Genomic DNA, 23,884 nt, shown 5'->3' on the forward strand with positions numbered 1-23,884 from the left:
CGGTTTGGCAACCGCTGGCGACACGAACGTCAGCCGCCCGATTTGTCCGCATTGGGGAAGAACAGTTGTTGTCCGTCGACCTTGTATCCGGCGATCGCCGCCTGCCCGTCCGGCGAGATCAGCCAGTCGACGAAGTCTTGCCCCAATTCCTTCTTGACGTTCGGAAACTTCGCGGGGTTCACCAGCATCACGCCGTACTGATTGAGCAGCCGCTTGTCGCCTTCGACGACGATGTCGAGATCGCCGCGATCCCGAAAAGCGATCCAGCTGCCCCGGTCGGACAGCACATAGGCGTTCGCCGTGCGCGCTGCATCAAGGGCTGAGGCCATGTCCTGCTTGGCTTCGCGATACCATGCGCCCTTGGTACGGGCGATGTCGATGCCGGCGACGATCCAGAGCGCGAGCTCCGCGGCATGCGTGCCCGAGCGGTCGCCGCGCGTCACGAACGGCGCGCCCTTGGCCTCGATCGCCTTCAGCGCGGTCGCGATGTCCTTGCCCTTCACGCCGGCGGGATCGCTCTTCGGCCCGATCAGCACATAGTCGTTGTACATCACGTCAAAGCGCTTCACCGCAAAATCGTCGGCAACGAATTTCTCCTCCTGCGGCCGTGCATGCATCAGCACGACGTCGACTTCGCCCCTTCGTGCCCCCTCGAGCACCTCGTCGGCGCGCCGCGCGATCACCGTCACCTCGATGCCGGTCTTCTCACGGAACATCGGCAGCAGATAGTCGAGCAGGCCGGACTCCTGCGTCGCTGTGGTCGTGGCGAGCACGATCGCGCGGTCCTCCGCGGATGACGCTGCAACGCCGGCGACGAGGCCGCAGAGAAGCGCGAGTGCAACGGAGAGGCGGCGGACGGCCATGATCGGGTTCCCACTGGCTATGACGCGATCATGATGCTGATGGATTGCGCCGCACTCGTGACGCGTTTGCACATTGTGCCCGCAGCGTCGGGAAATTCCGGCAATGCGCCGCGCGCGAAGACCGCAAGATCCGCACCACGCGAGCGATTCAGGATCGTTCACCAAGGCAGAGATCGCGCGTGGGGATGTGTTGCAAAGCAGCGAGATGATCGGGCATGGTCGTGGCGGACAAAACTTGAAATGCAGAATTCCACCTGCGTCGAACGTCAAAAAGAAGCAAGAATTTGCATAGGAATGCAGGATGGAATTCCTGACGACCAGCGAAGCCGCCGACTATCTTCGGCTCGGCGAACGCAAGCTTTACGAACTCGTCACCACCGGTGCGATCCCCTGCACCAAGGTGACCGGAAAATGGCTCTTCCCGCGGCACGAACTCGACCTCTGGGTGCTGTCCGGACTGGCGCGCCCGGCCGGCATGCTGATCGCGGAGCCGCCGCCGGTCGTCGGCGGCAGCCAGGACGAGCTTCTAGATTGGAGTCTGCGCGAATCCGTCTCGGGCCTGGGCTCGATGAGCGAGGGCAGCGCACGCGGGCTCGAGCGCTTACAGCGCGACGAGGTGATGGCCGTGGCAATGCACTTCCACAGCGTCGACGCCGACGGCAATCTTGCGGCCGAGGCCAATGCGACGGTCCTGCGAGACGCTCCGGACCTGCATGATGCATTGCTGGTCGCGTTCGCGCGCCGCGAGCAGGGTCTCGTGCTGCCGCCGGGCAATCCCAAGCGGCTGCGCGGCCTTTCCGACGTGCTCGCGCTCGGGGCCAGGATGGCGATGCGACAGCAGGGCACGGGCGCGCAGATGCTGCTCGATGTGCTGCTGAAGCGCGCCGGCGCCTCGACGCGCGATTTGCGCCGGATCGAGATGCCGGCCCTGACCGGGCCGGATCTCGCCGAGATCGTTCGCGCGGGACAGGCCGATTGCGGCATCGCGACGCGTGCGTCCGCGCGCTCGGCCGGCCTCGATTTCGTGCCGCTGGTCTGGGAGAACTTCGACCTCGCGATGCGGCAGCGCAGCTATTTCCGCCCCGCCATGCAGGGCCTGATCCGGCTTCCTCGGCGAAAAGCGGTTGGTCCAGCGCGCCGAGGAGCTGACCGGCTACGATCCCTCCCCGGCCGGACAAATCCGCTTCGCCGCCTGACGTTGACGCCCGCCCCCAAATAGTTGCAAAAGAAACCAATTCAGCCGGGCCATACCCGGGGGTACACCGGCCAACGCGCCGGATCAGGGGAGGACAAATATGAAGCCAACGAGATTTGGACTGCCGGTCGCTGCCGGCTTTGCAGCGACGTTCCTGGCGGCGACGCTGCTGCCGGGCGCCGCAATGGCGCAGGTGTCCGACGACGTCGTCAAGATCGGCGTGCTCACCGACATGAACGGTCCGGCCTCGGCGCCGACCGGCCAGGGTTCGGTGACGGCGGCGCAGATGGCGATCGACGATTTCGGCGGCACCGTGCTCGGCAAGCCGATCAGCATCGTCGTCGGCGACCACCAGCTCAAGGCCGATATCGGCGGCGCCATCGCGCGGCGCTGGTACGACGTCGACCAGGTCGATCTGATCGTCGACGTGCCGGTCTCCGCGGTCGGGCTCGCGGTGCAGAACATGGCCAACGAGAAGAAGCGGCTGTTCATCACCCACTCGACCGGCACCGCGGATTTCCACGGCAAGTTCTGCTCGCCTTATGCGATCCAGTGGGTGTTCGACACCCGCGCGCTCGCGGTCGGCACCGCGGACGCGGTGGTCAAGCGCGGCGGCGACAGCTGGTTCTTCATCACCGACGATTATGCCTTCGGCCATTCGCTGGAGCGCGACGCCTCGGCGGTCGTGACCGCCAATGGCGGCAAGGTGCTGGGCTCGGTGAAGCCGCCGCTGGCGACGCCCGACCTCTCCTCCTTCGTGCTGCAGGCGCAGGCCTCCAAGGCCAAGATCATCGGCATCGCGGCGGGTCCGCCGAACAACATGAACGAGATCAAGACCGGCTCCGAATTCGGCGTGTTCAAGGGCGGCCAGCAGATGGCGGCGCTGCTGGCGCTGATCACCGACATCCACGGCCTCGGCCTGCAGGCAGCCCAAGGGCTGTTGCTGACGACGTCGTTCTATTGGGACTTGGACGACAAGACCCGCGAATGGTCGAAGCGCTACTTCGCCAAGATGAACAAGATGCCGTCGATGTGGCAGGCCGGCGTCTATTCGAGCGTGATGCACTATCTCAACGCCATCAAGGACACCGGCACCGACGATCCGCTCAAGGTGGCCGCCAAGATGCGGGAAAAGCCGATCGAGGATTTCTTCGCCCGCAATGGCCGCTTACGCGAAGACAATCTGATGGTGCACGATCTGTGGCTGGTGCAGGTGAAGACGCCGGAGGAAAGCAAATATCCGTGGGACTATTACAAGATCCTCACCACGATCTCGGGCGACAAGGCGTTCGGTCCGCCGGACCCGGCGTGCGCGATGGTGAAGAAGTGAGGGTGTAGCGACGCCGCGCTGACGGTGCACCCTCTCCCCTTGCGGGAGAGGGTGGATTCGCGAAGCGAAGCCGGGTGAGGGGTCGTCTCCGCGAGTCCAACTCGCTGTTGAGTTCGCGGAGAGATACCCCTCATCCGGCGCTTCGCGCCACCTTCTCCCACAGGGGGAGAAGGAAGGAAGCGCGCTACTTCACCACCCCGATCTCGCGAAAGTACTTGATCACGCCGGGATGGATCAGCTCGGGCTTCGGCGCGGCGGCGACGGTGTTCGCGGCCGTAGTCTCGCAGGCTTGCGCGAGCTGCTTGCAGAAGGTCGGCTCGACACCGTGAAGCGTCTTCGCCAGGCGATAGGCGACATCGTCAGGCAAATCTTCGCGTGTCAGCACAAAGCTCCAGGAGCCGAGCGAGGCGATCGGCTCGGACTGGTTCGGGTAGCTGCCGGCCGGGACGGTGAGCGGCTTCAGGAAGGCATGCTTGGCGCGGATGCGCGCGATCTCCTCGGCACTGGGCGCGATGAAGCGCGCGCCTGATACGCTCGAGGCCACCGCCGCGAAACCGGGCCAGCCGATGCCGGCGCCCCAGAGTGCTGCGACGCGGCCATCCTCGACCATCGCGGGGCCGTCGCCGGCGCGGTCGAGATAGATCGCCTTGAAGTCCTCGTCCTGCTTCAGGCCGAGGCCATCGAGCACGTAGCGCGCCAGGATCGGCAGGCCGGAGCCCTTGGCGCCGAACGCGACGGGCTGACCGACGAGATCGCGAATGGTCTTGTACTGACTGTCCGCGCGCACCACGAACATGCCGGGGTTGGAATAGATCGCCGTGAGAATCTTCAACGAGACCTTCGCACGGCCGATGCCGGCGAAGGCTTCATAGGCCGGCTCGCCCGCGACCAGAGCGAGATCGAGCTCGCCCTTCTCCAGCAGCGGGATGTTCTCGTTGCTGCCCTTGGTGTTGCGCGGGGCAATGATGGTTTGCGGATCGGCTGCGTTCATCGCTTGCGCAAAGGCGTTGCCATAGAGCGGAAAGCCGCCGCCGGGCGTCGCAGTGCCCAAGCTGATCGTCAGGCTGGGTGTGTTGGTCGGAATGGCGTTGGCTCCGGTTTGAGCGGCGGCGGGGCTTGAAAGCAGCGCCGCGCCGAGCAGGAAAACAAAAGCGAATCTCATGGTCGGTCCCGGCGGGGGCGCGTCAACATCGACTTGCGGCGATGTAGGCAGCGCCCCGATTTTGTGAAAGCATGCAGCCCAACGACAATAGAACAATGGGAGACGTCATGTTGCGAATTTTGCGTAACAGTGTTTGCGGGCTGGTTTTCCTTTCAACGCTGTTGGGCGCCGCACCTCCCGCCTCCGCCGCTTATCCCGACCGTCCCGTGCACTGGATCATCGGCTTCTCCGCCGGCGGCCCGGTCGACATCGTGGCGCGGATCATGGCGCAGTGGCTGACCGACCGCTTCGGCCAGCAATTCATCGTCGAGAACCGCACCGGCTCGGGCGGCAACATCGCGGCCGCTGCCGCGATCGCCTCACCGCCGGACGGCTACACGCTGCTGTTCGTCGCGCCCAACAACGCGATCTCGACCTCGCTCTACAAGAAGCTGCCGTTCGACTTCCTGCGCGACACCGTGCCGGTCGCGAGCATCATGCAGCTCACCAACATGCTGGTCGTCTCCAACGCGTTCCCGGCGAAGACGGTTCAGGAGTTCATCGACTACTGCAAGGCCAACCCCGGCAAGATCTCCTTTGCCTCGTCCGGCAACGGCACCTCGGTGCATATGTCGGCGGAGCTGTTCAAGGTGATGAGCAAGTGCGACATGGTGCACGTGCCCTATCGGGGATCTGCGATCGCCTTCCCCGACATCATCTCCAACAAGGTGCAGCTGATCTTCGACAACCTCCCCTCCGCGATGGAGCAGGCCAAGGGCGGCAATGTCCGCGCGCTCGGCGTGACCTCGCCGCAGCGCTGGCCGAGCGTGCCCGATGTGCCCGCGATCGCCGAGACGTTGCCCGGCTTCGAATCGGTCGGCTTCTACGGCATCTCCGCGCCGAAGGGCACGCCGGCCGACGTGATCGAGATCCTCAACAAGGCCGTCAACGAGGCGCTGAAGGACCCGAAGCTGGTCGCGCGCCTCACCGAGACCGGCGGCATCCCCAAGCCGATGACGCCGGCCGAGTTCGGCAAGCTCGTCACCGACGAGACCGAGAAGTGGCGCAAGGTGGTGGAGTTCGCCGGCGTGTCGGTGGACTAGGCCTGCGGAACTGCCGCGCGCCTGCAGCGCGCCAACGCGACATCGGAGGGGATCGGAAGACCCCTCTCCAACAAAATGTGCGAAAACAACCCCATGCACAGTAGAAAGATCTTGGCATTACAAGGGGTTACAGAATCGAAAACCGAGCCCCCTGGCGCGATTGCCAGAGGGCGGGGACGAAGGCTCGGCGAGATGGGCTTGCGCCGTCGGGTAAAACAGGACTATAAGGGCATCATCGCCAATTTCGGTTATTCAAAAATCCCAAGGCTTGCCGCGCCAACGTTTGCAACCGCCGGCGCCAGCATTGCACCCCCGCCTCCGTCCCTGTAAACGAACCGCGCACCGTTGCCGGCCGCAGCTTTCGCGGCCGTCTCGCGGCGGGGCCTGTAGCTCAATGGTTAGAGCCGGCCGCTCATAACGGTCTGGTTGCAGGTTCGAGTCCTGCCGGGCCCACCAGCAAATGTTGGACGCCATGGAAGTTTGGACTTGCGCCACCCAGGCTGGACTCCGCGCCATGTATGTCTGGACGGGTGGAGCAAGTACCCTGCCTCCACTAGTGCGTTTATGGTTAGAACTAGCCGCCCATAACAGCGGCGTTGCGGTTCGATTTCACGCATCCGTCGACGAAACATTATTCATGTGAGCCGGATGTGGCTTCCGACCACGCGTGGTGAGAATCTAGTCTGCCCTGTCGCTTCGGAGCGAACCGAACATGTCGCGGACGCTGTCCTCGGAATGGCCGGACTCTCTCTGGCGATCACGATACTCGTCCATCATCTGGTCAGCTCGCTGCTCTTCGTAATCCGTGTACTCAGCGTATACTTCTTCCAGCCTCTCCAATTCCGGACTAACGTCCACGCCAAGGGTCGACGCGAATAGCTCATAGGCACCTCGAAGGCCGTTGAAGTCGTCCTCTTTGCGGCATTCGTCGATATCAGAGGCGATCTCGTGTCTTGAGTTCTCGAACGCTGCCCGTAGCACAGCTAGGTTCGCCGCGCTTCTAGGTTCTTCGAGGTCGAGCACGCTGACAATTTCACTGAGCTCAACTGACCTGCAGGAAACCTGCGCCTGCTTTAAGAGCTGTTCAATTAGCTCGTGCTTCAACGTTGGAGATTGTAGTGGTGCCCACGAGACGCGCTCAAGTGCGCGGAGAGCTTCGACACCATCGATGATCGACATTTCACGGTCGCGCCAACTTGAGGACATATCACCCCCAAGCGACTTGGCGAGATCTAGCATATCCTTAGTCTTCATCGCATCTGCGAGAGGGACGATTGCGGCGAAGCGCGTTTCTTCCGTCCACTCTATCAGGAAGGTCCCATTCTGCAATTCGACCAGCCGATGCGATCTCGATGTAGCGTTTCGTATAGCAGCGGCAATGGATTCGCCGCCTTGGACGAGGGCTGCTCTAACCCCTTTGACGCCACGTTTGCTTATATTCCAGACTCGTTCGATTTGGCTGAAATCTACGGCGCCAACGACTAGGTCGACTGCGTTTTCCGGCGCCCTGCGAATGACTGCGTTGACCAAGTCGATGACCGAGGGATCAAGAACTTCGAAGGCGTTACCACCCGTCGGCCGGAGGAACGCGTTAGCGAGTTCGGCCATCGCGGTAGCCCAGTCTTCCGGCTTTCGTTGGAAGCCCCACCGCTTTGCACGTGCGTCGTGGAGCTTTTTGAAGGTCGGCTGGAGGACTACGCCCTCCGCCTTGCCGCCGAGGCTGTAAAGTGTCAGCAACAGGGAGCGACCAGCGTCGCTAAGTTGATGGTCGTAGGCATGCAACCAGACCTCAGAGGGGTCCTTGAGCAAATTGCGAACAAAATCTCGGTACTCGCCCGGCGAAATAGCCTGAATTCGGCTGAAGCTCGACAGCCATTCGATCAAACGCGGATTAAACTTTGGGTGCCGGACGACTTCGAGATAAAAGTCGGATCGCAATAGAGCATCCTTGTAAGCGCCAGGCAGCTCGCTGAAATAGAGGTGATTGTACAGGATTTGAGCCTTCTGGGCGAAGCTGTAGTCTCCAATTTGCAGGACGACTTTGTGGCCGTTGAGGCCGACTTGACGGAGTCGTTCCGACGCGGCGACGGCTTGCCCAAAGATGTGCTCGCGAGTGGTTAGCACCAGGCGGGCCTTCGGTGAGGCCCTAACCATTTCGATGAAGTCGGAAATGGCGCGGTCTTCGTTGCGAAGCAAACCGGATGTGCGATCGCCGAGGAAGGTTGCGCCCATAAAATCGTCAAAATAAAAAATCTGTGACTTACCACGCTGAAAGAGTTTCTGTCCTTCGGCAAGATCGCGGCGGATCACCACCGGCTCCCAACCGCGTTCAAGGTGCTTGTAAAGCAGCATGTTAGCCAGAGTCGTCTTTCCAACGCCGGGCGCCCCAGAGATGATAACCACTCTGCTCCGGTCGAGGATATCGAGGGCGTTCGGATAAGGTCCTTCGCGCGTCGACGCGAGGAGCAACAGGAGTTGGAGATCAAATCAGAGCAGGCGTTCGAGTTCCTGATCTAGGTGACAGTGCAGTCATGAGTACCACCGTTTTCGCGGATTCGATGGCTCACGAATTTAGTGCACCGTCACCCTAATACGCCTCACCAAATTTCCGGTGGACCGCCTGATTTTGTTGGTGCCAGACATGATTAATATCACGACACTCCCGTTGCGACACGCGATGTCCGCGAGCGCATCCAGCGGCGGACGTGTGGCGCCGCTTCGGCCTCTCTCATGTCGGGACTGATGATGCGCAAGCTTCTGGCGATTTTGGTGATCTCGTGCTGGGCCAGTTTGGCTTACGCACAAAAGGCCGACCTCATTGTCACGAACGCAAAGCTCGTGACGCTGGATCCCGCATCGACGATCGCGCAGGCTCTCGCAGTCCGCGACGGCAAGATCGTCGCAATTGGCGGCAACGATGCCATGGAAGGCCTGATCGGGCCCGCGACGCGCCGTGTCGACGCAGGTGGACGCACAATCATTCCGGGATTGATCGATTCCCATATTCACGCGGTGCGCGCCGGCCTGACCTACGCAACCGAGGTCAACTGGATCGGCGCAAAGACGATTCCCGAGGCCATGGAACGCTTGCGCCAGGCGGCAACAGCGCGCCCGGCATCCTGGATCATCGTGGCCGGCGGCTGGAGCGAATTGCAGTTTACTGAGAAGCGGCGGCCAACGCTCGCCGAGGTGATGGCGGCCGTTCCCGACAATCCGGCTTACATCCAGCTGTTCTATTCGGCGGTGCTGATGACGCCAAAAGCGCAGCAAGCCCTCGGGATGTCCGCGGATCAGTTGCCGGCCGGTATCACGACTGAGCGCGCCGCATCGGGCGACGCCACGGGGTGGCTCAACGGCTCCATCGTCAGTATCTCCGCGCTGTTCGATCGGCTGCCGAGGCCGAATTTCGAAGAGAATGTCGCCGGGACCCGGCAGTTCTTCACGGAGCTCAATCGTCTCGGCGTGACCGGGATCGTGGATCCCGGCGGCTTCAGCATCTATCCCAGCCACTACGCGGCCTTGCAAAAGCTCTGGCGTGACAAATCATTGTCGGTTCGCGTTGCCTTCAGCCTGTTCGCCCAGAATGTCGGCGCGGAATTCGACGAGTACAAGACTCTCACGCCGTTCCTGCCGATGGGATTCGGCGACGACATGCTGCGGTTCAACGGACTAGGCGAGCGGATCACCGGCGCCATGTACAACAACAATGCGCCTGACGCGGCCGCCAAGGACAAGTTCCGCGAGATCATTCGCTGGGCGGCCAAACAAGGGCTGACAGTCACCATCGACTGGCAGGAAGACAAATCCGTCCATCACCTCCTGGACCTCTATGACGAGGTCAACAAGGAGACGCCGCTCGCGCCGTTGCGCTGGTCCATCGCCCATCTCGACAACACCTCGCCCCAAACGCTGGCGCGCATGAAAGCCCTTGGTATCGGCTGGACCATGCAGGACGCGATGTATCTCGGAGGTGACCGTATCGTGGCGCAGGTCGGCGAAGCCGCCCGCAGCATGCCACCCCTCGTCACGGCGTTGCGCATGGGAGTCCATGTCGGGGCCGGCACGGATGCGCATCGGGTCGCATCCTACAATCCGTTCGTGGCGCTGCAATGGATGCTCGACGGCAAGACCGTCGGCGGACTCTCGACGCGCGGCCCGGACGAAACACCCAGCCGCGAAGATGCCTTGCGCCTCTACACCGTGGGAAGCGCGTGGTTCTGCTTCGACGAGACGCGGCGCGGCACGCTGGAGACCGGCAAGCTCGCCGACTTCGCGATTCTCGATCGGGATTTCCTGTCCGTCCCCGTCGAGCAGATTGGCGCCACGTCGTCTCTGCTGACGGTTGTGGGCGGCAAGGTCGTCTACGCAGCGGATGCTTTCGCGAGCGCGAAATAGGAGCTGGAGGGCCGCCGTCCGCTCATGACGGTCTGGTTGCAGGTTCGAGTCCTGCGGGCCCACCAGCTTTCCATTGAGAAGGATGGCCGTCGCACTTGGAGGCTGTCGACTTACCGGCGCGATTGCATCTTTGCGCGGTTTCCGCAGGTGGCCATTTCGCACCAGCGACGGGATCTGTTTTTGGTGCGATCGATGAACAGCCAGTGGCAGTCGTGCTGTGGACATCGTTTCAATCGGTCGAGTTCGTCGCCGCGCAGCAGGTCGACCGCAGCCCAGGCAAGCGGACCAAGGATTCGGTCCCCGTGCGTGAATTCGATGGTGGCCGGCGAACCGGTCAGCAATGCGGCCGTGAAGGTACGGGCCGCAACATCGTGGATCACCGCCATGCTCAGCGCCGGCGGTTCATCGCCGTCCGCGATCGCAGCGCCTACCTGGTCGATCGCGTTGCGCAGGCGCCGGCCATCGTAGACCAGCAACGCCCGCTGCCTTGCATTAGGCGAAAAATCGACGCCCACCAGTCCAGCATCCCTTGCCCAGGCCAGCATTCCCTCGGCGTCGCGCAAGTGATCGGCCTCTTGGTCCGTGCCGCGCCAGCTGATCGTGTTGGCGAAATCGAGCGCCAGATTCCCCGCTACGCGGTGAAGCGGCGGCGGTCGATCGGCGATGCTGCGCAAACGCTTCACGTCGGACGTTCTTCCCAAGGCCGGAGCAGCGCCATCGCGGCGGCCACCAGCATGAGGGCAGCGCCGCCGATCTCGAGCCAGCCGATCGCCTCGCCGAACAACCACGCACCGGTGCCAAGCGCGATGATCGGAGAGACAAAGGCATACAGACCTGCGCGCATCGTACCCCATTCACGCAGCAGCACGAGATAGATCGTATAAGCCACGATCGTTCCGAGCAGCAACAGGAACAACAGGCTGCCGATTGCCGCCGGAGTGAGGAAAGCGTCGAGCGTGTCTCTCGATACGGGTTCCAGCACCAGCGAAAGGCCGAGCAGGGCGGCGCCGCCGATCGCCGCCTGCACCATCGTCAGCGCCAGGGGCTTCACCGGACCGACCAACGGACGCGCGACCACGCTGCCGACGCAATAGCTCACGGTCGCGGCGACGATCGCCGCGAGCCGAAGGCCGCTCGCATCGGACCCGGCCCCGAGCCGCGCCCAGAACAGCCCGATGACACCGACACAACCGATCGCGAGCACGACGGCATGATGCCAGGTCGGCCTCTCCTCGCCGGTCAACGCGGCGAGGGCAAACAGCAGGACCGGAATCAGGGTAAGGTTGACCAGCCCCGACAGCCCTGATGGCACGTGCTGCATCCCCCAGAACAGCAAGCCGTAGGTGCCGGTGTTGACCAGCAGAGCTGAAACGATCGTTGGCCGTGCGCGGCCTTCGGCGAATGCGGCGCCGGCGCCACGCACCCCGATGGCTAGCAGTGCGGCCGCCAGCAGGTATCGCGCGGCGGCGAGCAGCAGCGGGGGCAGATCGCCGAGCCCGACCTTGATGGCGGCCCAGGTCAGCCCCCAGATCAACGACATTGCGGCGAAGAGGACAAAGTTGCGCACCATCGTGCTCAGCGCATGCCGTACCGATCGACCAGAACGCGGTGGATTTCCACCCTTTGAGGGAGTTCGATCAGGAGTTCGGGATCGCGGTCGAGGTGATGCACCTTGGTCGGCTCGGCCTTGGTGAAGGCAGTCATTGCCTGCATGTCGGACCAGTAAGAGATGGTCGTGAACCATGTCTCCTCGTCAAGGTCCTCGCGCAGCAGCTGGACGCCGAGCGCCGTCTTCTCGAGCGGCGGAATGCCTTCAGCGCGCAGATATTGCTCGTAGCTGTCGGCGATGTCCCGCCGGGTACGACCACGCCAGATTCGTGCGATGGAAGGATTGGTTGGCATGCTTGCTTCCTCCTTTAGGCGGCGAAGGGACACCAGCGCGGCGAAGGCCGCGCCGTGGGACGATCAGGCATGGACACGCGCAAGGAAGGCGCGGACCAGGGGCAGCGCCTCATCGAAATGCGTCTCGAGCAGCCAGTGTCCGGCGCCGTCGAGCAGGTGCAGATCGACATCAGGCAAGTCGCGGCGATAGGCGCGGGCGGACTCGGCCGGCATGTATCCGTCTTCGGGGCCCCACACCACGAGCGTTGGAGGACGGTGCTCGCGCAGATACGCCTGATAGCGCGCGAACCAGCCGAGATTCTCCTCCAGCTTCTCCATCAGCCCGACGCAGACCTGTCGGCGCACTGGCGTGTCCATGAGTGGCCAATGAAGCTTCCAGAGGTCGGGCGGCACCCGGGCAGCGTCGTCGTCCGCCACTTCGCCAACGAACTCCGCACGGAAGCCATCCTCGCTCACGGCCTCCTCGAGCGGCCGGTGCCTCGCCGGCGTCTTGTCGGCCCACCAGGCCTTGATGGTCGCGTATTTCGGGCCCAGCACATCCTCATAGATATCGCCGTTCTGGATGATGAGCGCGGCGATCCGCTCGGGGTGAGCGATCGCGTGCCTTAGCCCAATCTGCGAGCCGTAATCGTGGAGCCACAAGGCGTATCGTCGCAGGCCGAGCGCATCGGCGAAGCGGGCCAGCACGTCTGCATAGGCATCGAAGTCATAGGCGAATTCCGACGGGTCGGGCGTGTCGCTGTAGCCAAAGCCCGGCCAGTCGAACGCGATCGTCCGCCATTGGTCGGCGAGCGCCGGCATCAACCGGCGGAACTGGAAGGAGGAACAGGGATAGCCGTGCGGCAGCAGCAGGACCGGCGCGCCGGCGCGTCCCGCTTCGCGATAGAAGATCGACATCCCGTTCAACGCCAAGCGCCGGTGCGTGAGCCCGCTCGCCATTCAAGGCCTCCATCATCTGACACCACCTAAATGCGTTTAGGCGGTGAACGTTCCGAGGCCGGGGAGCCGTGTGGCGACGAACAATCGGCGCGATCACGCGCCATCGTTGTGCGGGTGGTGCCGAAGCCGACATGAGCGTAGGGCTTATCTGGCACCGTTCGGCTGTTCCGCTGGGCTGCCCCACCAGAAACGCTGCGTGTTCTCGCCGAGAACCCGCCCATACAATGCTCAATCAACCGCTCTTTCGCGGCAGGAGCCGTCCATGACCAATGAAAAAGGCCCGAACATCAAGAAGAAGCAGAAATGCAAGAACTGCGAAGGCAAAGGCCTGCTCAAGAAGGGCGACAAGGTGGTGAAGTGCCAGCGCTGCAAAGGCACGGGCGTGCGGTGATGATGAGGTGATGGCCTCCAATGCGGACGGCGTACTTTCCCAGGTTGCGCAGGCTCGCGACTGACGTGCACCGCATCTGACATCACGATTGGCACTTCCTGCGGCAAGACGCGTTGCGGTCTTTTCGAGGGAGGTGCAGATGACCAAGACCGACACGGAGGGCGTAAAGACCGGGACACCGCCGACGGGTTCGGCGGCGCTCAACCCCGGGGATGAAGCCGCACCGGGGACGATGGGCACCGGCGAAGATGTGTGTCCGGATTGCCATGGCAAGGGGCGGATCGACGGCGCGCCCTGCGCGACGTGCGGCGGCAGCGGGACCGTGATCCGGGCCGTCGGCGGGGCCTGAGCAAAGCGCGGGCCGCGCGGCGCTTGAGCCCGGCTGTGGCTTTCGATCGCGGCTTCATTGTTCCAGCAACGAACGGCCCTCGCCCGTGTTTTCCGGATGCGAGACACAATGAGGCGCGCCATGACCAAGGATGCCGGACTGAAGCCCGACGATTTTCCCATCGAAGCCGACAAGGACAAGCTCAGGACCCACAAGGGCGAGCCGGTGGCCTCGGCCGAGTCGGAGAAGATCGCGGATCAGATCGCCGAACGGCTGAACGAGCATGCTCACCAGGAAGAGCAGGATCGTTGGTCGGCCTAGGCAATTCGCCTTGCCGACACCCATCCGGAAAGAGCAACGGATAGTTTGTAGGACCGAGCTCGCAGGAACGACGTCGTTGGAACGACCTGGGGCCGTTGCGTATTGGGCCGCGCCGGGTCCTTGCGATTCCGGCAATGGCGGCCTCGGCTCGAAGCCCCGCCCCCGGGCCACAGGCCGGGGCCGCCTGACGGGGGATCGGCCCGGCATCTCAGGCCGTCTTGGAGGACTGCGCGAGAGACCATGGAGGCGCCCACACCAGGGATGCAAAACCCGCTTCGACAGGCGCGGCTCTACGGCTACCTGATCGAACGCGAGGGCGCGCTGTTTCATCCCGGCGGCAGCCACCCGCTGTGCAGCGCAGGCATGACGCGACGCATGATCGAGGCGGGCTGGCTGGTGAAAGCCGGCGATCGCTACGAGTTGACGCCGCAGGCGCAGGAACGGATCGCCCCGCGTGCGATGAGCTCGGGATGACTCATCGTCGCTGTCGCGGGATTTCCGCTCCCGCCCAGGAACAGGTGCGTGCCGAGATCTTTGCCTCGGCACGGCATGTGACGACGTCAAGCACAGGAGCGGACATGAAAAAGCTGGTTCTCGCAGGGCTCGTTGCGGCTCTCGCATTCCCCTCTTCCGCATTCGCGCAAGGCGGCGCGGGTGCGTCCAGGACCGGGTCGAGCATCGACTCCTCAGGCACCGGCGGCACGACGGGAGCGGGAGCCTCCGGCCTCAACACGTCATCGGACAACAATGGCGGCGGCGCGAACGCACCGGCCAAGTCCTCCACGACCCGGCCAGGCGACAACGACACCAGGCAAACCCAGGGCGGTCAGCAGGCCATGCCGGGCTCAGGCTCGACGGGAGCGAACCGCAAATAGACGCGGCGCGACGCGCATCCAGTGGATGACCCTCACGCAAAAGGCCCGGATGATGGTCCGGGCCTTGTCTCGTCACCACCAGGGATCCCAATAGGGCGGTGGAGCGTAGGCGTAAGGCACATAATAGGCCCGCCGCACGACGCGCGGTCCATAATAGCCGTAGGGCGGGCCATAGAAGCGCGGGCCATAATAGGCATCGGCCGCCAGCCCCGCCGCAAGCGCACCGGCAACAAGACCGAAGCCGATGCCGGGACCGCCCCAATGGCCGTGCCAGCCGCCGCGCCAGCCATGGGCTTCCGCCGGCGAGGCCGCCGCCACGAACAGGGCCGAGATCATCGTCAGGACTAAAGCAAGTTTCTTCATGTGCGACTCCCAGAACTTGGAAACCGACCGCAAAACGCCAGACCGGAATTGAAGTTTCCGAGCGTTCCGGAAAATTTTGCAGCGAGCCGACGGACGCAAATGCGGCCGCCGGCCGGACGCGGGCGGGAGCGGCGGCTCCCGCCCACGGCCATGCTTACACATGGTGCTTACTTGCCTTTGATCGCGATGCGCCTCACCTTCTGTTGTGCCGCCGGTGACTTCGGCAGGGTGACGGTGAGAACGCCGTTGTTGAAGGAAGCCGCGACATTGTCCTGGTCGACGTCATCGACCGGAATGCGCCGCTCGAAACGGCCATAGTAACGCTCGCTGAAGAGACGCTCCTTGTCTTCCGTTTCGCTCTTCTTCTCGCCGCTGATCGTCAGCACGCCGTTTGCAAGCTCGACGTTGACGTCCTTCTGTTCGAGACCGGGAAGCTCGGCGACGACCTTGACTTCCTTGTCGCTCTCGTCGAGTTCGACGTTCGGCCAGCCCATTGCGGTCGAGGAGCCGAACGGACTGAGATCAAAGCTGCGGAAGGCGTCGTCGAACAGCCGGTTCATCTCACGATGAAGCGCAAGCAGCGGGTTGCCGGCTTCGCCGCGTTGAACGGCCATGTTGCGTGAGCCGTTGTTCCACGGAATGAGATCGCGTAGTGCCATTGTCGTTTCTCCTTATCTCCTGTCTTGATTGTCGATTGGGCGCAGCTCGGCGCGCGGCGAGGGCCACGCACGCGCTGCAAAGCCCGGACGATCAACTCGTCAGGCCGCCTGCTTGTGCTCGATTTCGGGTCGGCATTGCCGGCAGCATCGATCGCGATGCGACGCGGCGGAACGGCGGTCGAAACCGATGGTCGAACGCCAGAGGGGAGACATATCGTCGGTTCTCATAACCACATCCTCCTGTGAGCAACATGGATTAAGAGCATCACCGGGGCGAGCCCCGATGGCCTTGCCGGACCCTGCTTTGGCGTCCGGCACCGCACTCGCATGCGGCTGCCAAAAGAATTAGGAGGCGCCGATTTGGTTTCAAGAGCCGGCTGCCAGGCGTCCGGCGATAGCAGCCCGAACCTTTTCGAACGCGCGCATTTCGATCTGCCGCACCCGCTCGCGTGAAACGCCATACCGTGCCGCGAGCTGCTCAAGTCTCAGCGGCGGCTCGGAGAGCCAGCGCGCCTCGAGAATGTCGCGCTCGCGCGGCTTGAGGACGTCCATGGCGCCGGCGAGGGCTTCACGCCTCCGTCTGGTTTCTTCCCGCTCGGCGTATTCGGCTTCAGGACTGGACGCGGGGTCGACGAGCCAGTCCTGGACTTCCCTGCCGTCGGCGTCGCGCACCAAGGCATTGAGCGACAGGTCGCCGCCGAGGCGCCGGTTCATCTCGATGACGTCGTTCTCCTGCACGCCGAGCCGCCGCGCGATCCGGCTGGCGTGCTCGGGACGGAGATCACCATCCTCCAGGGCGGAAATTTCCGCCTTGGTCCGGCGAAGCTTGAAGAACAGCTTCTTCTGCGCCCCGCTGTTGGCAATCTTGACCAGCGACCAGGACCGCAGGATGTATTCCTGGATCGACGCCTTGATCCACCACATCGCGTAGGTCGCGAGCCGAAAGCCCCGCTCCGGCTCAAAACGCTTGACGGCGTGCATCAGGCCGACGTTTCCTTCGGAAATGATGTCCGCAACCGGCAGGCCGTAGCCGCGATATCCCATCGCAATCCTGGCAACGAGCCGCAGATGGCTTGTGACGAGATGATAGGCTGCCTCGCGGTCGCCGTGCTCGCGCCATCGCTTGGCGTAGGCGATTTCCTGATCGGGCCGCAGCATCGGAAACTTGCGAATTTCCGCCAGGTAATGTGTCAATCCGCCCTCAGACGACAGCATCGGAACAGTTGCAGTGCTTCCCATTGCCCACCTCTTCGAGTTGGTCTGCTTACGCTCCAAAATCGACATGACAAAAAATGGTTTCGGCCGACGATGTAACGACCGGTGGGGCCGGCGCGTGAGTTTGCGGCGGCTCTGGCCGGGTCACGAGATAGAGCTCGCCCGCCACCAACAGGAGGGCAGCGACGGCCAGGGCCAACATGCCGAGCACCAGATCGCTGTAGTCATCCATGCGCGTTCGAAAGTATGTCGATGTCGAAGATCGGCAGCCATCGCTTTTGGCTGTCCGCGACGTCGAACGTCGTCACCGGAATTTTGTTCCGGACTTTCGGCGCCCCGCCGGGACGCGGCCTCACCCCGCCAGCGAATTCCTCGTCGCGCGAAGAATATCGTCCGACAGCTTGGGATCGTCCACGGCGCGGGCAAGCACGAGGGCTCCCACCATGGAGGCGGCGGCGGCGAGCGCCTTGTCCTCGCGCTGGCGTGGCTTCAGCGTGGAGGCCATCCGGCTGCTCAGCAAACCGATCACGCCGCGCACGCCGGCGGTGAAGCGCTGCCTCAGGCCGCCGCTTTGACGTGACACCTCACAGGCGAGCGCAGCGAAGGGGCAGCCGGCGGCGGGATCGTCGCGATGCCCCGGCGAGAGATAGTGCGAAACATAGTCCTCGAGCTCGAAGGCCTCGGGGAATTCCTGACCCTTGGCGTCGATCGCATGGGCCACGGCTTCCTCGACCAGCCGCTCCTTGGAGCCGAACTGGCTGTAGAGGCTGCCGTGCGTCATCCCGGCCGCCTCGGCGAGTGCGTCGACACCGACGCCGGCGATGCCGCGCTCCCGCAGCAGGCGCGAGGCAGTCTCGAGAATATGCTCGCGATTTTTGGCGGCCTGTTCCTTTGAGACGCGCATGCGACCGATCCTTAGAGGCGGGGCTTGACTTTTATAATTACGATCGTCATGTATATCAATAGTTACGATCGTAATCAAACGATTTCAGGCCCGGAAGTGGCGTCGGAGAGGCATTAGAACAGGATTACACCGAAGATCGCGCTGGTGACCGGCGCCTCCTCAGGCATCGGCCAGGCGACGGCGGAGCGACTCGCGAACGCCGGCTACAAGGTGTTCGGCACCAGCAGGCGGGGCGCGCAGGCGGGCAAGCAGGCGTTCGAGATGCTGGCTCTCGACGTCACCAGCGATGCATCGGTGGAAGCCGCCGTCGGCGAAGTGATCCGGCGCGAGGGCCGCATCGACCTGCTCGTCAACAACGCCGGCTTCGGCGTTGCCCCTGCCGGCGCGGAAGAGAGCTCGATGGAGCAGGCGCGCGCGATTTTCGAGACGAACTTCTTCGGCCTGATCCGGATGACGCGCGCCGTCGTGCCGCACATGCGGCGCCTTGGAAGCGGCCGCATCATCAACATCGGCTCAGTGCTCGGCTTTCTGCCGATGCCTTACGGCGCGCTCTATGCCGCGACCAAGCACGCCGTGGCAGGCTATTCGGAATCGCTCGACCATGAACTGCGCACGCGGGGCATCCGGGTCTCCGTAGTCGAGCCCGCCTACACCAAGACGCCGTTCGACGCGAACTTCATGGAGCCCGACGCCACGCTCGACGAATATCGCGAGGCGCGCGCCGGCGTGACCAAGCGGGTGAACGAGGTGATGGCGACGGCCGAACAGCCCGGCGTCGTGGGCGATGCCGTGCTGAAGGCCGCGAGCGCGGTGCGCCCGCAACTCAAATACGCGGCCGGCAGCCTTGCGAAGCGCCTGCGATTTCTGCGCCGGTTCGCGCCCGCAGCCCTGGTGGATGCCGGAATCCGAAAGGATTTGCGGCTGGATGCGACGGCGGCGCTGCAGCCCGCCCGCACCGCGCGGGCTTTCTGAGGGCCGCAATCTTGCCAGTGCGAAGAACCTTCGAACCGAGAGAAAAAATGAGAGCCCTCGTGTTCAAGCGCTACGGCAAGCCGGACCAGATCGCGTTGGCCGATATCCCGCGGCCGACGCCGAAGCCGAACGAAATCCTGGTCCAGGTTCATGCCGCGGGGTTGAACCCGATCGACAACATGATTCCGAAGGGAACGTTCAAGCCGATCCTGAAGTTTGAACTGCCGGCCACGCTGGGCAGCGACCTGGCGGGCGTCGTCGTCGAGGTCGGAAGCCGCGTGACCCGCTTCAAGCCGGGCGACGCCGTCTTCGCCAGCATCTTTGATCTCGGCACAGGCGCTCTCGCCGAATTCGCGACCGTGCCGGAGGATGCCGCCGCGCTCAAGCCGCCGAACCTGGACTTCGTGCACGCGGCCTCGATCCCGATGGTCGGCCTGACATCGTGGCAAGCTCTTAGGGAGCGCATACGTCTCAAACCCGGCCAGAAAGTCTTCATCCCCGCCGGCGCCGGCGGGATCGGCACGTTCGCGATCCAGCTCGCGAAATATTTCGGCGCCAAAGTGGGGACGACGACCAGCACTGGAAATATCGATCTGGTGCGCAGCCTCGGGGCTGACGAGGTGATCGACTACAAGACCCAGCAATTCGAGGAAGTGCTGCGGGACTACGACGCGGTGCTGGGCACGCTCAGGGGCGATGCGGTCGAGACATCGCTTCGGATCCTGAAGCGGGGGAGCAGGATTGCCTCGCTGGTCGGGCCGCCGGACGCCGCGTTCGCGCGCGACCGCGGGATGAACGTCGTCATGGTGTTCCTGTTCGGATGGCTGAGCCGCAAGATCATTCGCCGCGCCGGCAAGATCGGCGCGGAGTATTCGTTCGTGTTCGTGCACCCGGACGGCAGGCAACTCGCCGAGATCGGCGAGCTTCTCAAGGCGGAGCGTATCCGGCCGGTGATCGACAAGGTCTTTCCGTTCGAACAGGCGAAAGACGCGCTGGCCTATCTCGAAAAGGGACGAGCCAGGGGGAAAATCGTCGTCCAGATGAGATGAGGGCGTGGATCCGCCCCGCGCGCAATCGCCTCAGTCCCCACCCCGCCACCGCTCCGGCACGCTCTTGAGCCCACACCCTCGTTCATCGTCGTTTCGAAAACGCAGATGCGTTTTCCGATACGCACGATCGCCCATGTCGGGCCTGATGCAATCTTCTGCATGATACCACATCATCGCTGCAGCGCTCTCATCAGCACGGGAAGACAGAATCCATGATGTCACAATCTGACGAGTCCGCGCCGATGGCGGACATTCCGTACGGTGAGCGGACGAAGATCACCATCGAGCGCAAAGGCCACATCGTGCTGATCGGCATCAACCGGCCTGGCATCGACAATCGGCTGGACCCGGAGGCGACAGAGAGCCTGGCGAGAGCCTACTACCAGTACGATCGAGATCCCTCGCTGCGTGCAGCGGTTCTGTTCGGCTACGGCGAACGCTTCTCCAGAGGTGTCGATGTCGACGCCTACAAGGCATTTGCTCAATCGGGAAAGACGATGATGGAGGGACCCGGCTTCATCGACCCTCTCGGGCGGACCAAACCGGCGCTCACCAAGCCGCTGATTGTCGCGGTGCATGGCGATACCTGGAATATGGCGCACGAAATCTTCCTCGTTGCGGACATCCGCATAGCATCGGAAGACACGGATTTCGGCCAGGACGAGAACACGCACGGCCGCTTTCCCGGCGGCGGCTCAACCGTTCGCTTCCCACGAGAAGCCGGTTGGGGAAATGCCATGCGGTTCATTCTGACGGGCGATCATTGGGATGCGAACGAAGCGCTCCGGATGGGAACGGTTCAGGAGGTGGCAACAAACCGCGACGCCGCTCGCGCGAAGGCCGTCGAGATCGCCGAGAAGATCGCCGCATGCGCTCCCCTCGGCATCAAGACCTCGATTGCGTCCTCGCACCTTGCGCTCGAAGACCCCGAGGCCGCGCTTGCCAAACTTGGCGACCAATATCGTGCGCTGCTCACGACCAGGGACTTCCAGGAAGGGCGGGATGCCGAGGCACAGAAGCGTCCACCCGTTTACGAAGGACGGTGAGAGCTTCACCCACTCTCACCCCTCCACTCTATAGAGTCTCCATTTTTCCGGCACGCCCTTGAGCCGGTGAATGCCGTGATCTTTCAGGTTGATCGCCGACTGCGACGCCATCAGCTCCTTCACCGCGCTCGACACCAGCACCTCGCCGGCGCGCGCCTTTGCGGCGACGCGGGTGCCGATGTGGAAGGCGAGGCCGACCGCCTCAGTGCCGCTCACGGTGTATTCGCCGGCATGCAGGCCGACCCTGAGCTCGAGGCCGAGCGTACGCACGGCCTTCTGGATCGCGGTCGCGCAATTGATTCCGGCGGCCGGCGTCTTGAACGTCGCCAGCACGCCGTCGCCCGTCGCCGTGACTTCCTTGCCGCGCGAGCTCTTCAGCTCCTTGCGGACCGCCGCGTAATAATGGCCCATGATCTTGGTCCAGCGGACATCGCCGAGCTTTGCGGCTTTTGCGGTGGAGCCGACGATATCGACGATCAGGATCGTGGCAAGCGCCCGCTTGAGCTCGGTGTTGCCTGCGGCCGGTCGGCGCCGGAGCACGATCGCGCCGGTCAGCGGTTCATAGCGATGATTGCGGCGCCGCGCGATCGCGGCCTTGGCGTAATCCTGGGCACGCTGCGCGCTGCCGCAGCGAATTGTCTTCTGCTGCGGCAGACGCGTCCAGTAGACCTTTCGTCCGTCACCCGCGCCCTGGACTTCCACGGCGCCCCATTTCAGGAGGATCGCCGTGCCAACGCGCCGGACACACCACGCCTTCGACGTGTAACCCGATACGTTCGACTGATGGATTCCGATGCGGAGGAATTTTGGCATGAACGTGCGGCCGATCGATGACACGCTTGGACGAAACGCTTGGGCGGCGTCGCACCGAGCGTAGTCACACAATCCTGCGTTGGCAACAGGACTCGATGATCGCCCGCTGCTTAGCCGGGGGCCTCCGTCATCTTCAAAACGCAAAAAGCTCGATCGGATCGCTGAAGCCGCGCACCTCATATTTTCCGACCTGCTCCAGCTCGAACTCTCGCTCGACCAGCTCGGCAAAGTCGCGTGACAGCAACACTTTCTTTCCCAATTGCTTGGTCAAGGCCTCGAGGCGTGAGGCCATGTTGACGGCGGGACCGATCACGGTGAAGTCAAGCCGGGTGGACGATCCGATATTGCCGTACATGACGTCGCCGACATGGACGCCGATGCCGTAGTTCAGCGGCGCTCGGCCGGTGCCGTCGTTGCGCGCGTTCAACGCGATCATGGCCTGCCTGGCTTCGGTCACGGCATGCAGCAGGTTTGCGCAGGCCTTGGGCTCGCTCAGCGGAAAGATGGCGAGCAGGCCGTCACCGATGAATTTCAGGATCTCGCCGCCATGCCGCGCGATCGGCTCCGACATCGCGTCGAAATAATCGTTGAGCAGATCGATGACGTCGTCGCGCGGCCAATTGTCGGAAATCTTGGTGAAGTCGCGCAGATCGCAGATCATGATCGCGGCGCGCACCGTCGTACCGGTACCGCGCCGCGTGGCGCCGGCCAGGATGAGCTCGCCGGCATGGGAGCCGACATAGGTCTCGAGCAGCGTTCGCGCCAATCGATTCTTAACGCGGATCTCGCTGACCAGCGCCAGCACAGGCAACAAGTTCTTGAGGGCAGCGACATGGGTGTCGTCGAAGCCGCCGGGCCGGTTGGTCGCGAAGGTGACGAGATGGCGCTTGCCGAGCGTATGATAGAGCGGCCAAGCCACATAGTCGGTGAGGCCCTGCGCGCGCATCTCGCGGTAGAGCGCGTGCTTGCGGCCGAGCGCTGGGTCCTGCTCGAGATTTTCGCGCAACTCGGTCGCGCCGTCGAACATTTCGTTGGCGGGACTGCCGATATATTCAGACCGCTCGCGGACGTCATGGTCGACCCGTGCAATCTCTGCCTCGCGCATGCCGTCGGCCCACATGAAGCGGGCGCCCAGCCATTGCGGGTGCTGGATCAGCACGTGAAGGGTTGAGCGCGCCAGCGGAATGCCGGCCTGCTGAAGCCGGATGCACATCTCGGCAAAGATATTGTCGATAAAGCGCTGGTCGCGCGTGCCGTTGATCAACCAGTCGACGACGCCGTCGGACAGCGTGGCGGATTTGTTCTCTGGCGCGGTCATATCTGCCCGTTCATATCGTGGCCACCCATATCGCGCTTGGGGCGGCGGCCTGCATCAAGGCAGATATCGTGCTCCGGCGCGACGGCGTCAACCTAGCCAGTTGCATGGATTGTACGCATCGCTCTGATCGGCGGGAACGCCGTTCAGCCGACGACCTGGATAGAGCCCAGCACGGCCAGCCCCGAGACGAGCGCAAGCGTCGATGCCCCCGTCAGCTCGACTTTCAAGGTGTTTTCGTGCGAAATCGAAAAATCCGTGCCTTCGAGACGGATAGTGCAGTCGCCGCGCGCCGCATAAATTAGATGCGTGCCGGCGGAAAATCGCCGCTCACCGGGCTCCTTAAGCGCTTCGAGCTCAAGCGCGACCGCACCGCGCCGGCCCATCAAATTCACCACCTCGACTCGCCCTTCCTCGAGCCGGGTCACGATCTCGAGCTCGCCGGTGAAGCGCACCGTCGTAAACGGCTCGCGCTCGTCGAATTCCTCGGTGGGCGACTTCAGCACCAGCCCGCGTCCGCCGACCACCATCTGCAGGCGGTCGATGCCGGGCATATGGGAGAATGGCCCCGGCGCCACAATCGGCGTGGTCGCGAAGCGCCAGAGCAGGCTGTCCCAATCCTTCACGGATTCAGCGCGATGGGCATCCGCAATATCGGTGAAGATGCCGCCGCCGTTCTTCCAGGGCGAGCGGGCGTAGTCTTCGGATTTCAGCAGTGTGGTTTTCATGCCTTTGAGGCTTATCAGATGAGCAGGCCCTGCGAAA

At 63.5% G+C, this 23,884-nt stretch carries 26 protein-coding genes, 1 tRNA gene and 1 pseudogene; 13 read left to right on the top strand and 15 right to left on the bottom strand.

Annotated elements, in window-relative coordinates:
* Positions 1-29: 29 nt before the first annotated feature.
* Positions 30-863, bottom strand: coding sequence for a substrate-binding domain-containing protein (locus tag IVB07_RS30130; protein ID WP_247363726.1), 834 nt, complete (start codon positions 861-863; stop codon positions 30-32).
* Positions 864-1,164: 301 nt separating this feature from the next.
* Here IVB07_RS30130 and IVB07_RS30135 point away from each other — a divergent pair.
* Together IVB07_RS30135 and IVB07_RS30140 are read left to right on the top strand one after the other, a co-directional pair.
* A pseudogene (locus IVB07_RS30135) lies at positions 1,165-2,059 on the top strand (helix-turn-helix transcriptional regulator).
* 99 nt (positions 2,060-2,158) lie between these two features.
* Positions 2,159-3,388: an ABC transporter substrate-binding protein gene (locus IVB07_RS30140; protein ID WP_018456163.1), complete on the top strand. Its 1,230-nt coding sequence runs from the start codon at positions 2,159-2,161 to the stop codon at positions 3,386-3,388.
* 184 nt (positions 3,389-3,572) lie between these two features.
* Here the strand turns inward: IVB07_RS30140 and IVB07_RS30145 are convergent, their stop codons facing one another.
* Complete coding sequence (locus IVB07_RS30145; RefSeq protein ID WP_247363727.1) at positions 3,573-4,550, bottom strand: TAXI family TRAP transporter solute-binding subunit; 978 nt, start codon at positions 4,548-4,550, stop codon at positions 3,573-3,575.
* 107 nt (positions 4,551-4,657) lie between these two features.
* On the opposite strand from IVB07_RS30145, the gene IVB07_RS30150 reads away from it, so the two are divergent.
* Both IVB07_RS30150 and IVB07_RS30155 read left to right on the top strand, forming a co-directional pair.
* The gene (locus IVB07_RS30150) at positions 4,658-5,632 is read left to right on the top strand and encodes a tripartite tricarboxylate transporter substrate binding protein (protein WP_247363728.1); all 975 of its coding nucleotides are present in this window, start codon (positions 4,658-4,660) and stop codon (positions 5,630-5,632) included.
* Between the two features lie 380 nt (positions 5,633-6,012).
* Positions 6,013-6,088, top strand: a tRNA-Ile gene (locus IVB07_RS30155).
* Positions 6,089-6,310: 222 nt separating this feature from the next.
* Here IVB07_RS30155 and IVB07_RS30160 read toward each other — a convergent pair.
* Positions 6,311-8,101 carry a hypothetical protein gene (locus IVB07_RS30160; RefSeq protein ID WP_346658305.1) on the bottom strand — a complete coding sequence of 597 codons (1,791 nt, stop codon included), beginning with the start codon at positions 8,099-8,101 and terminating at the stop codon, positions 6,311-6,313.
* A gap of 261 nt (positions 8,102-8,362) precedes the next feature.
* Here IVB07_RS30160 and IVB07_RS30165 point away from each other — a divergent pair, with 261 nt between their 5' ends.
* The gene (locus IVB07_RS30165; protein ID WP_247563179.1) at positions 8,363-10,027 is read left to right on the top strand and encodes an amidohydrolase; all 1,665 of its coding nucleotides are present in this window, start codon (positions 8,363-8,365) and stop codon (positions 10,025-10,027) included.
* Between the two features lie 110 nt (positions 10,028-10,137).
* Here the strand turns inward: IVB07_RS30165 and IVB07_RS30170 are convergent, their stop codons facing one another.
* The 4 genes from IVB07_RS30170 to IVB07_RS30185 form a co-directional block, all read right to left on the bottom strand.
* Positions 10,138-10,710 (bottom strand): ABATE domain-containing protein, encoded by a 573-nt coding sequence (locus tag IVB07_RS30170; protein ID WP_247363731.1) that lies wholly within the window; start codon positions 10,708-10,710, stop codon positions 10,138-10,140.
* Positions 10,707-11,597: an EamA family transporter gene (locus IVB07_RS30175; RefSeq protein WP_247363732.1), complete on the bottom strand. Its 891-nt coding sequence runs from the start codon at positions 11,595-11,597 to the stop codon at positions 10,707-10,709. The genes IVB07_RS30170 and IVB07_RS30175 overlap by 4 nt, the downstream gene beginning before the upstream one ends.
* Before the next feature lie 5 nt (positions 11,598-11,602).
* Entirely contained in the window at positions 11,603-11,929 is a 327-nt protein-coding gene (locus IVB07_RS30180; protein ID WP_085359688.1) for a hypothetical protein, read from the bottom strand.
* Positions 11,930-11,992: 63 nt separating this feature from the next.
* The gene (locus IVB07_RS30185) at positions 11,993-12,868 is read right to left on the bottom strand and encodes an alpha/beta hydrolase (protein ID WP_247363733.1); all 876 of its coding nucleotides are present in this window, start codon (positions 12,866-12,868) and stop codon (positions 11,993-11,995) included.
* Between the two features lie 262 nt (positions 12,869-13,130).
* Here IVB07_RS30185 and IVB07_RS40480 point away from each other — a divergent pair, with 262 nt between their 5' ends.
* From IVB07_RS40480 to IVB07_RS30205, 5 genes are all read left to right on the top strand, one after another.
* Positions 13,131-13,259, top strand: coding sequence for a hypothetical protein (locus IVB07_RS40480; protein WP_018455653.1), 129 nt, complete (start codon positions 13,131-13,133; stop codon positions 13,257-13,259).
* Between the two features lie 139 nt (positions 13,260-13,398).
* Positions 13,399-13,608 carry a hypothetical protein gene (locus IVB07_RS30190; RefSeq protein WP_018455654.1) on the top strand — a complete coding sequence of 70 codons (210 nt, stop codon included), beginning with the start codon at positions 13,399-13,401 and terminating at the stop codon, positions 13,606-13,608.
* Positions 13,609-13,728: 120 nt separating this feature from the next.
* On the top strand, positions 13,729-13,908 hold the full coding sequence (locus IVB07_RS30195; protein ID WP_018455655.1) for a hypothetical protein: 180 nt from the start codon (positions 13,729-13,731) through the stop codon (positions 13,906-13,908).
* A 261-nt stretch (positions 13,909-14,169) separates the two neighbouring features.
* The gene (locus IVB07_RS30200) at positions 14,170-14,382 is read left to right on the top strand and encodes a hypothetical protein (protein ID WP_018455656.1); all 213 of its coding nucleotides are present in this window, start codon (positions 14,170-14,172) and stop codon (positions 14,380-14,382) included.
* A 104-nt stretch (positions 14,383-14,486) separates the two neighbouring features.
* On the top strand, positions 14,487-14,783 hold the full coding sequence (locus IVB07_RS30205) for a hypothetical protein (RefSeq protein ID WP_026232997.1): 297 nt from the start codon (positions 14,487-14,489) through the stop codon (positions 14,781-14,783).
* 72 nt (positions 14,784-14,855) lie between these two features.
* On the opposite strand, the gene IVB07_RS30210 is transcribed toward IVB07_RS30205, so the two are convergent.
* The 5 genes from IVB07_RS30210 to IVB07_RS30230 all read right to left on the bottom strand — a co-directional run bounded on the left by IVB07_RS30210 (position 14,856) and on the right by IVB07_RS30230 (position 17,924).
* Positions 14,856-15,146, bottom strand: coding sequence for a hypothetical protein (locus IVB07_RS30210; RefSeq protein ID WP_018455658.1), 291 nt, complete (start codon positions 15,144-15,146; stop codon positions 14,856-14,858).
* Between the two features lie 167 nt (positions 15,147-15,313).
* Positions 15,314-15,805, bottom strand: a complete 492-nt coding sequence (locus tag IVB07_RS30215) for an Hsp20/alpha crystallin family protein (RefSeq protein ID WP_018455659.1) — start codon at positions 15,803-15,805, stop codon at positions 15,314-15,316.
* 366 nt (positions 15,806-16,171) lie between these two features.
* The gene (gene rpoH / locus IVB07_RS30220) at positions 16,172-17,044 is read right to left on the bottom strand and encodes an RNA polymerase sigma factor RpoH (RefSeq protein WP_026232998.1); all 873 of its coding nucleotides are present in this window, start codon (positions 17,042-17,044) and stop codon (positions 16,172-16,174) included.
* Positions 17,045-17,069: 25 nt separating this feature from the next.
* Positions 17,070-17,252, bottom strand: coding sequence for a hypothetical protein (locus IVB07_RS30225; RefSeq protein WP_018455661.1), 183 nt, complete (start codon positions 17,250-17,252; stop codon positions 17,070-17,072).
* 120 nt (positions 17,253-17,372) lie between these two features.
* A complete protein-coding gene (locus IVB07_RS30230) occupies positions 17,373-17,924 on the bottom strand; it encodes a TetR/AcrR family transcriptional regulator (RefSeq protein WP_247363734.1) in 552 nt (183 codons plus the stop codon).
* Positions 17,925-18,047: 123 nt separating this feature from the next.
* Here IVB07_RS30230 and IVB07_RS30235 point away from each other — a divergent pair, with 123 nt between their 5' ends.
* The 3 genes from IVB07_RS30235 to IVB07_RS30245 all read left to right on the top strand — a co-directional run bounded on the left by IVB07_RS30235 (position 18,048) and on the right by IVB07_RS30245 (position 20,991).
* Complete coding sequence (locus IVB07_RS30235) at positions 18,048-18,896, top strand: oxidoreductase (protein WP_256470642.1); 849 nt, start codon at positions 18,048-18,050, stop codon at positions 18,894-18,896.
* Between the two features lie 47 nt (positions 18,897-18,943).
* Positions 18,944-19,945 (top strand): NADP-dependent oxidoreductase, encoded by a 1,002-nt coding sequence (locus IVB07_RS30240; RefSeq protein WP_018455665.1) that lies wholly within the window; start codon positions 18,944-18,946, stop codon positions 19,943-19,945.
* A gap of 242 nt (positions 19,946-20,187) precedes the next feature.
* Positions 20,188-20,991 (top strand): enoyl-CoA hydratase-related protein, encoded by an 804-nt coding sequence (locus tag IVB07_RS30245; protein WP_018455666.1) that lies wholly within the window; start codon positions 20,188-20,190, stop codon positions 20,989-20,991.
* Positions 20,992-21,006: 15 nt separating this feature from the next.
* Here the strand turns inward: IVB07_RS30245 and IVB07_RS30250 are convergent, their stop codons facing one another.
* The 3 genes from IVB07_RS30250 to IVB07_RS30260 form a co-directional block, all read right to left on the bottom strand.
* Positions 21,007-21,804 (bottom strand): adenylate/guanylate cyclase domain-containing protein, encoded by a 798-nt coding sequence (locus IVB07_RS30250; protein WP_247363736.1) that lies wholly within the window; start codon positions 21,802-21,804, stop codon positions 21,007-21,009.
* 133 nt (positions 21,805-21,937) lie between these two features.
* A complete protein-coding gene (locus IVB07_RS30255) occupies positions 21,938-23,122 on the bottom strand; it encodes an adenylate/guanylate cyclase domain-containing protein (protein WP_018455668.1) in 1,185 nt (394 codons plus the stop codon).
* Positions 23,123-23,265: 143 nt separating this feature from the next.
* Positions 23,266-23,847 carry a HutD family protein gene (locus IVB07_RS30260; RefSeq protein WP_247363737.1) on the bottom strand — a complete coding sequence of 194 codons (582 nt, stop codon included), beginning with the start codon at positions 23,845-23,847 and terminating at the stop codon, positions 23,266-23,268.
* Positions 23,848-23,884: the final 37 nt, after the last annotated feature.

It is taken from the genome of Bradyrhizobium sp. 172, assembly GCF_023101065.1.
Taxonomy (GTDB): Bacteria; Pseudomonadota; Alphaproteobacteria; order Rhizobiales; family Xanthobacteraceae; genus Bradyrhizobium; species Bradyrhizobium canariense_D.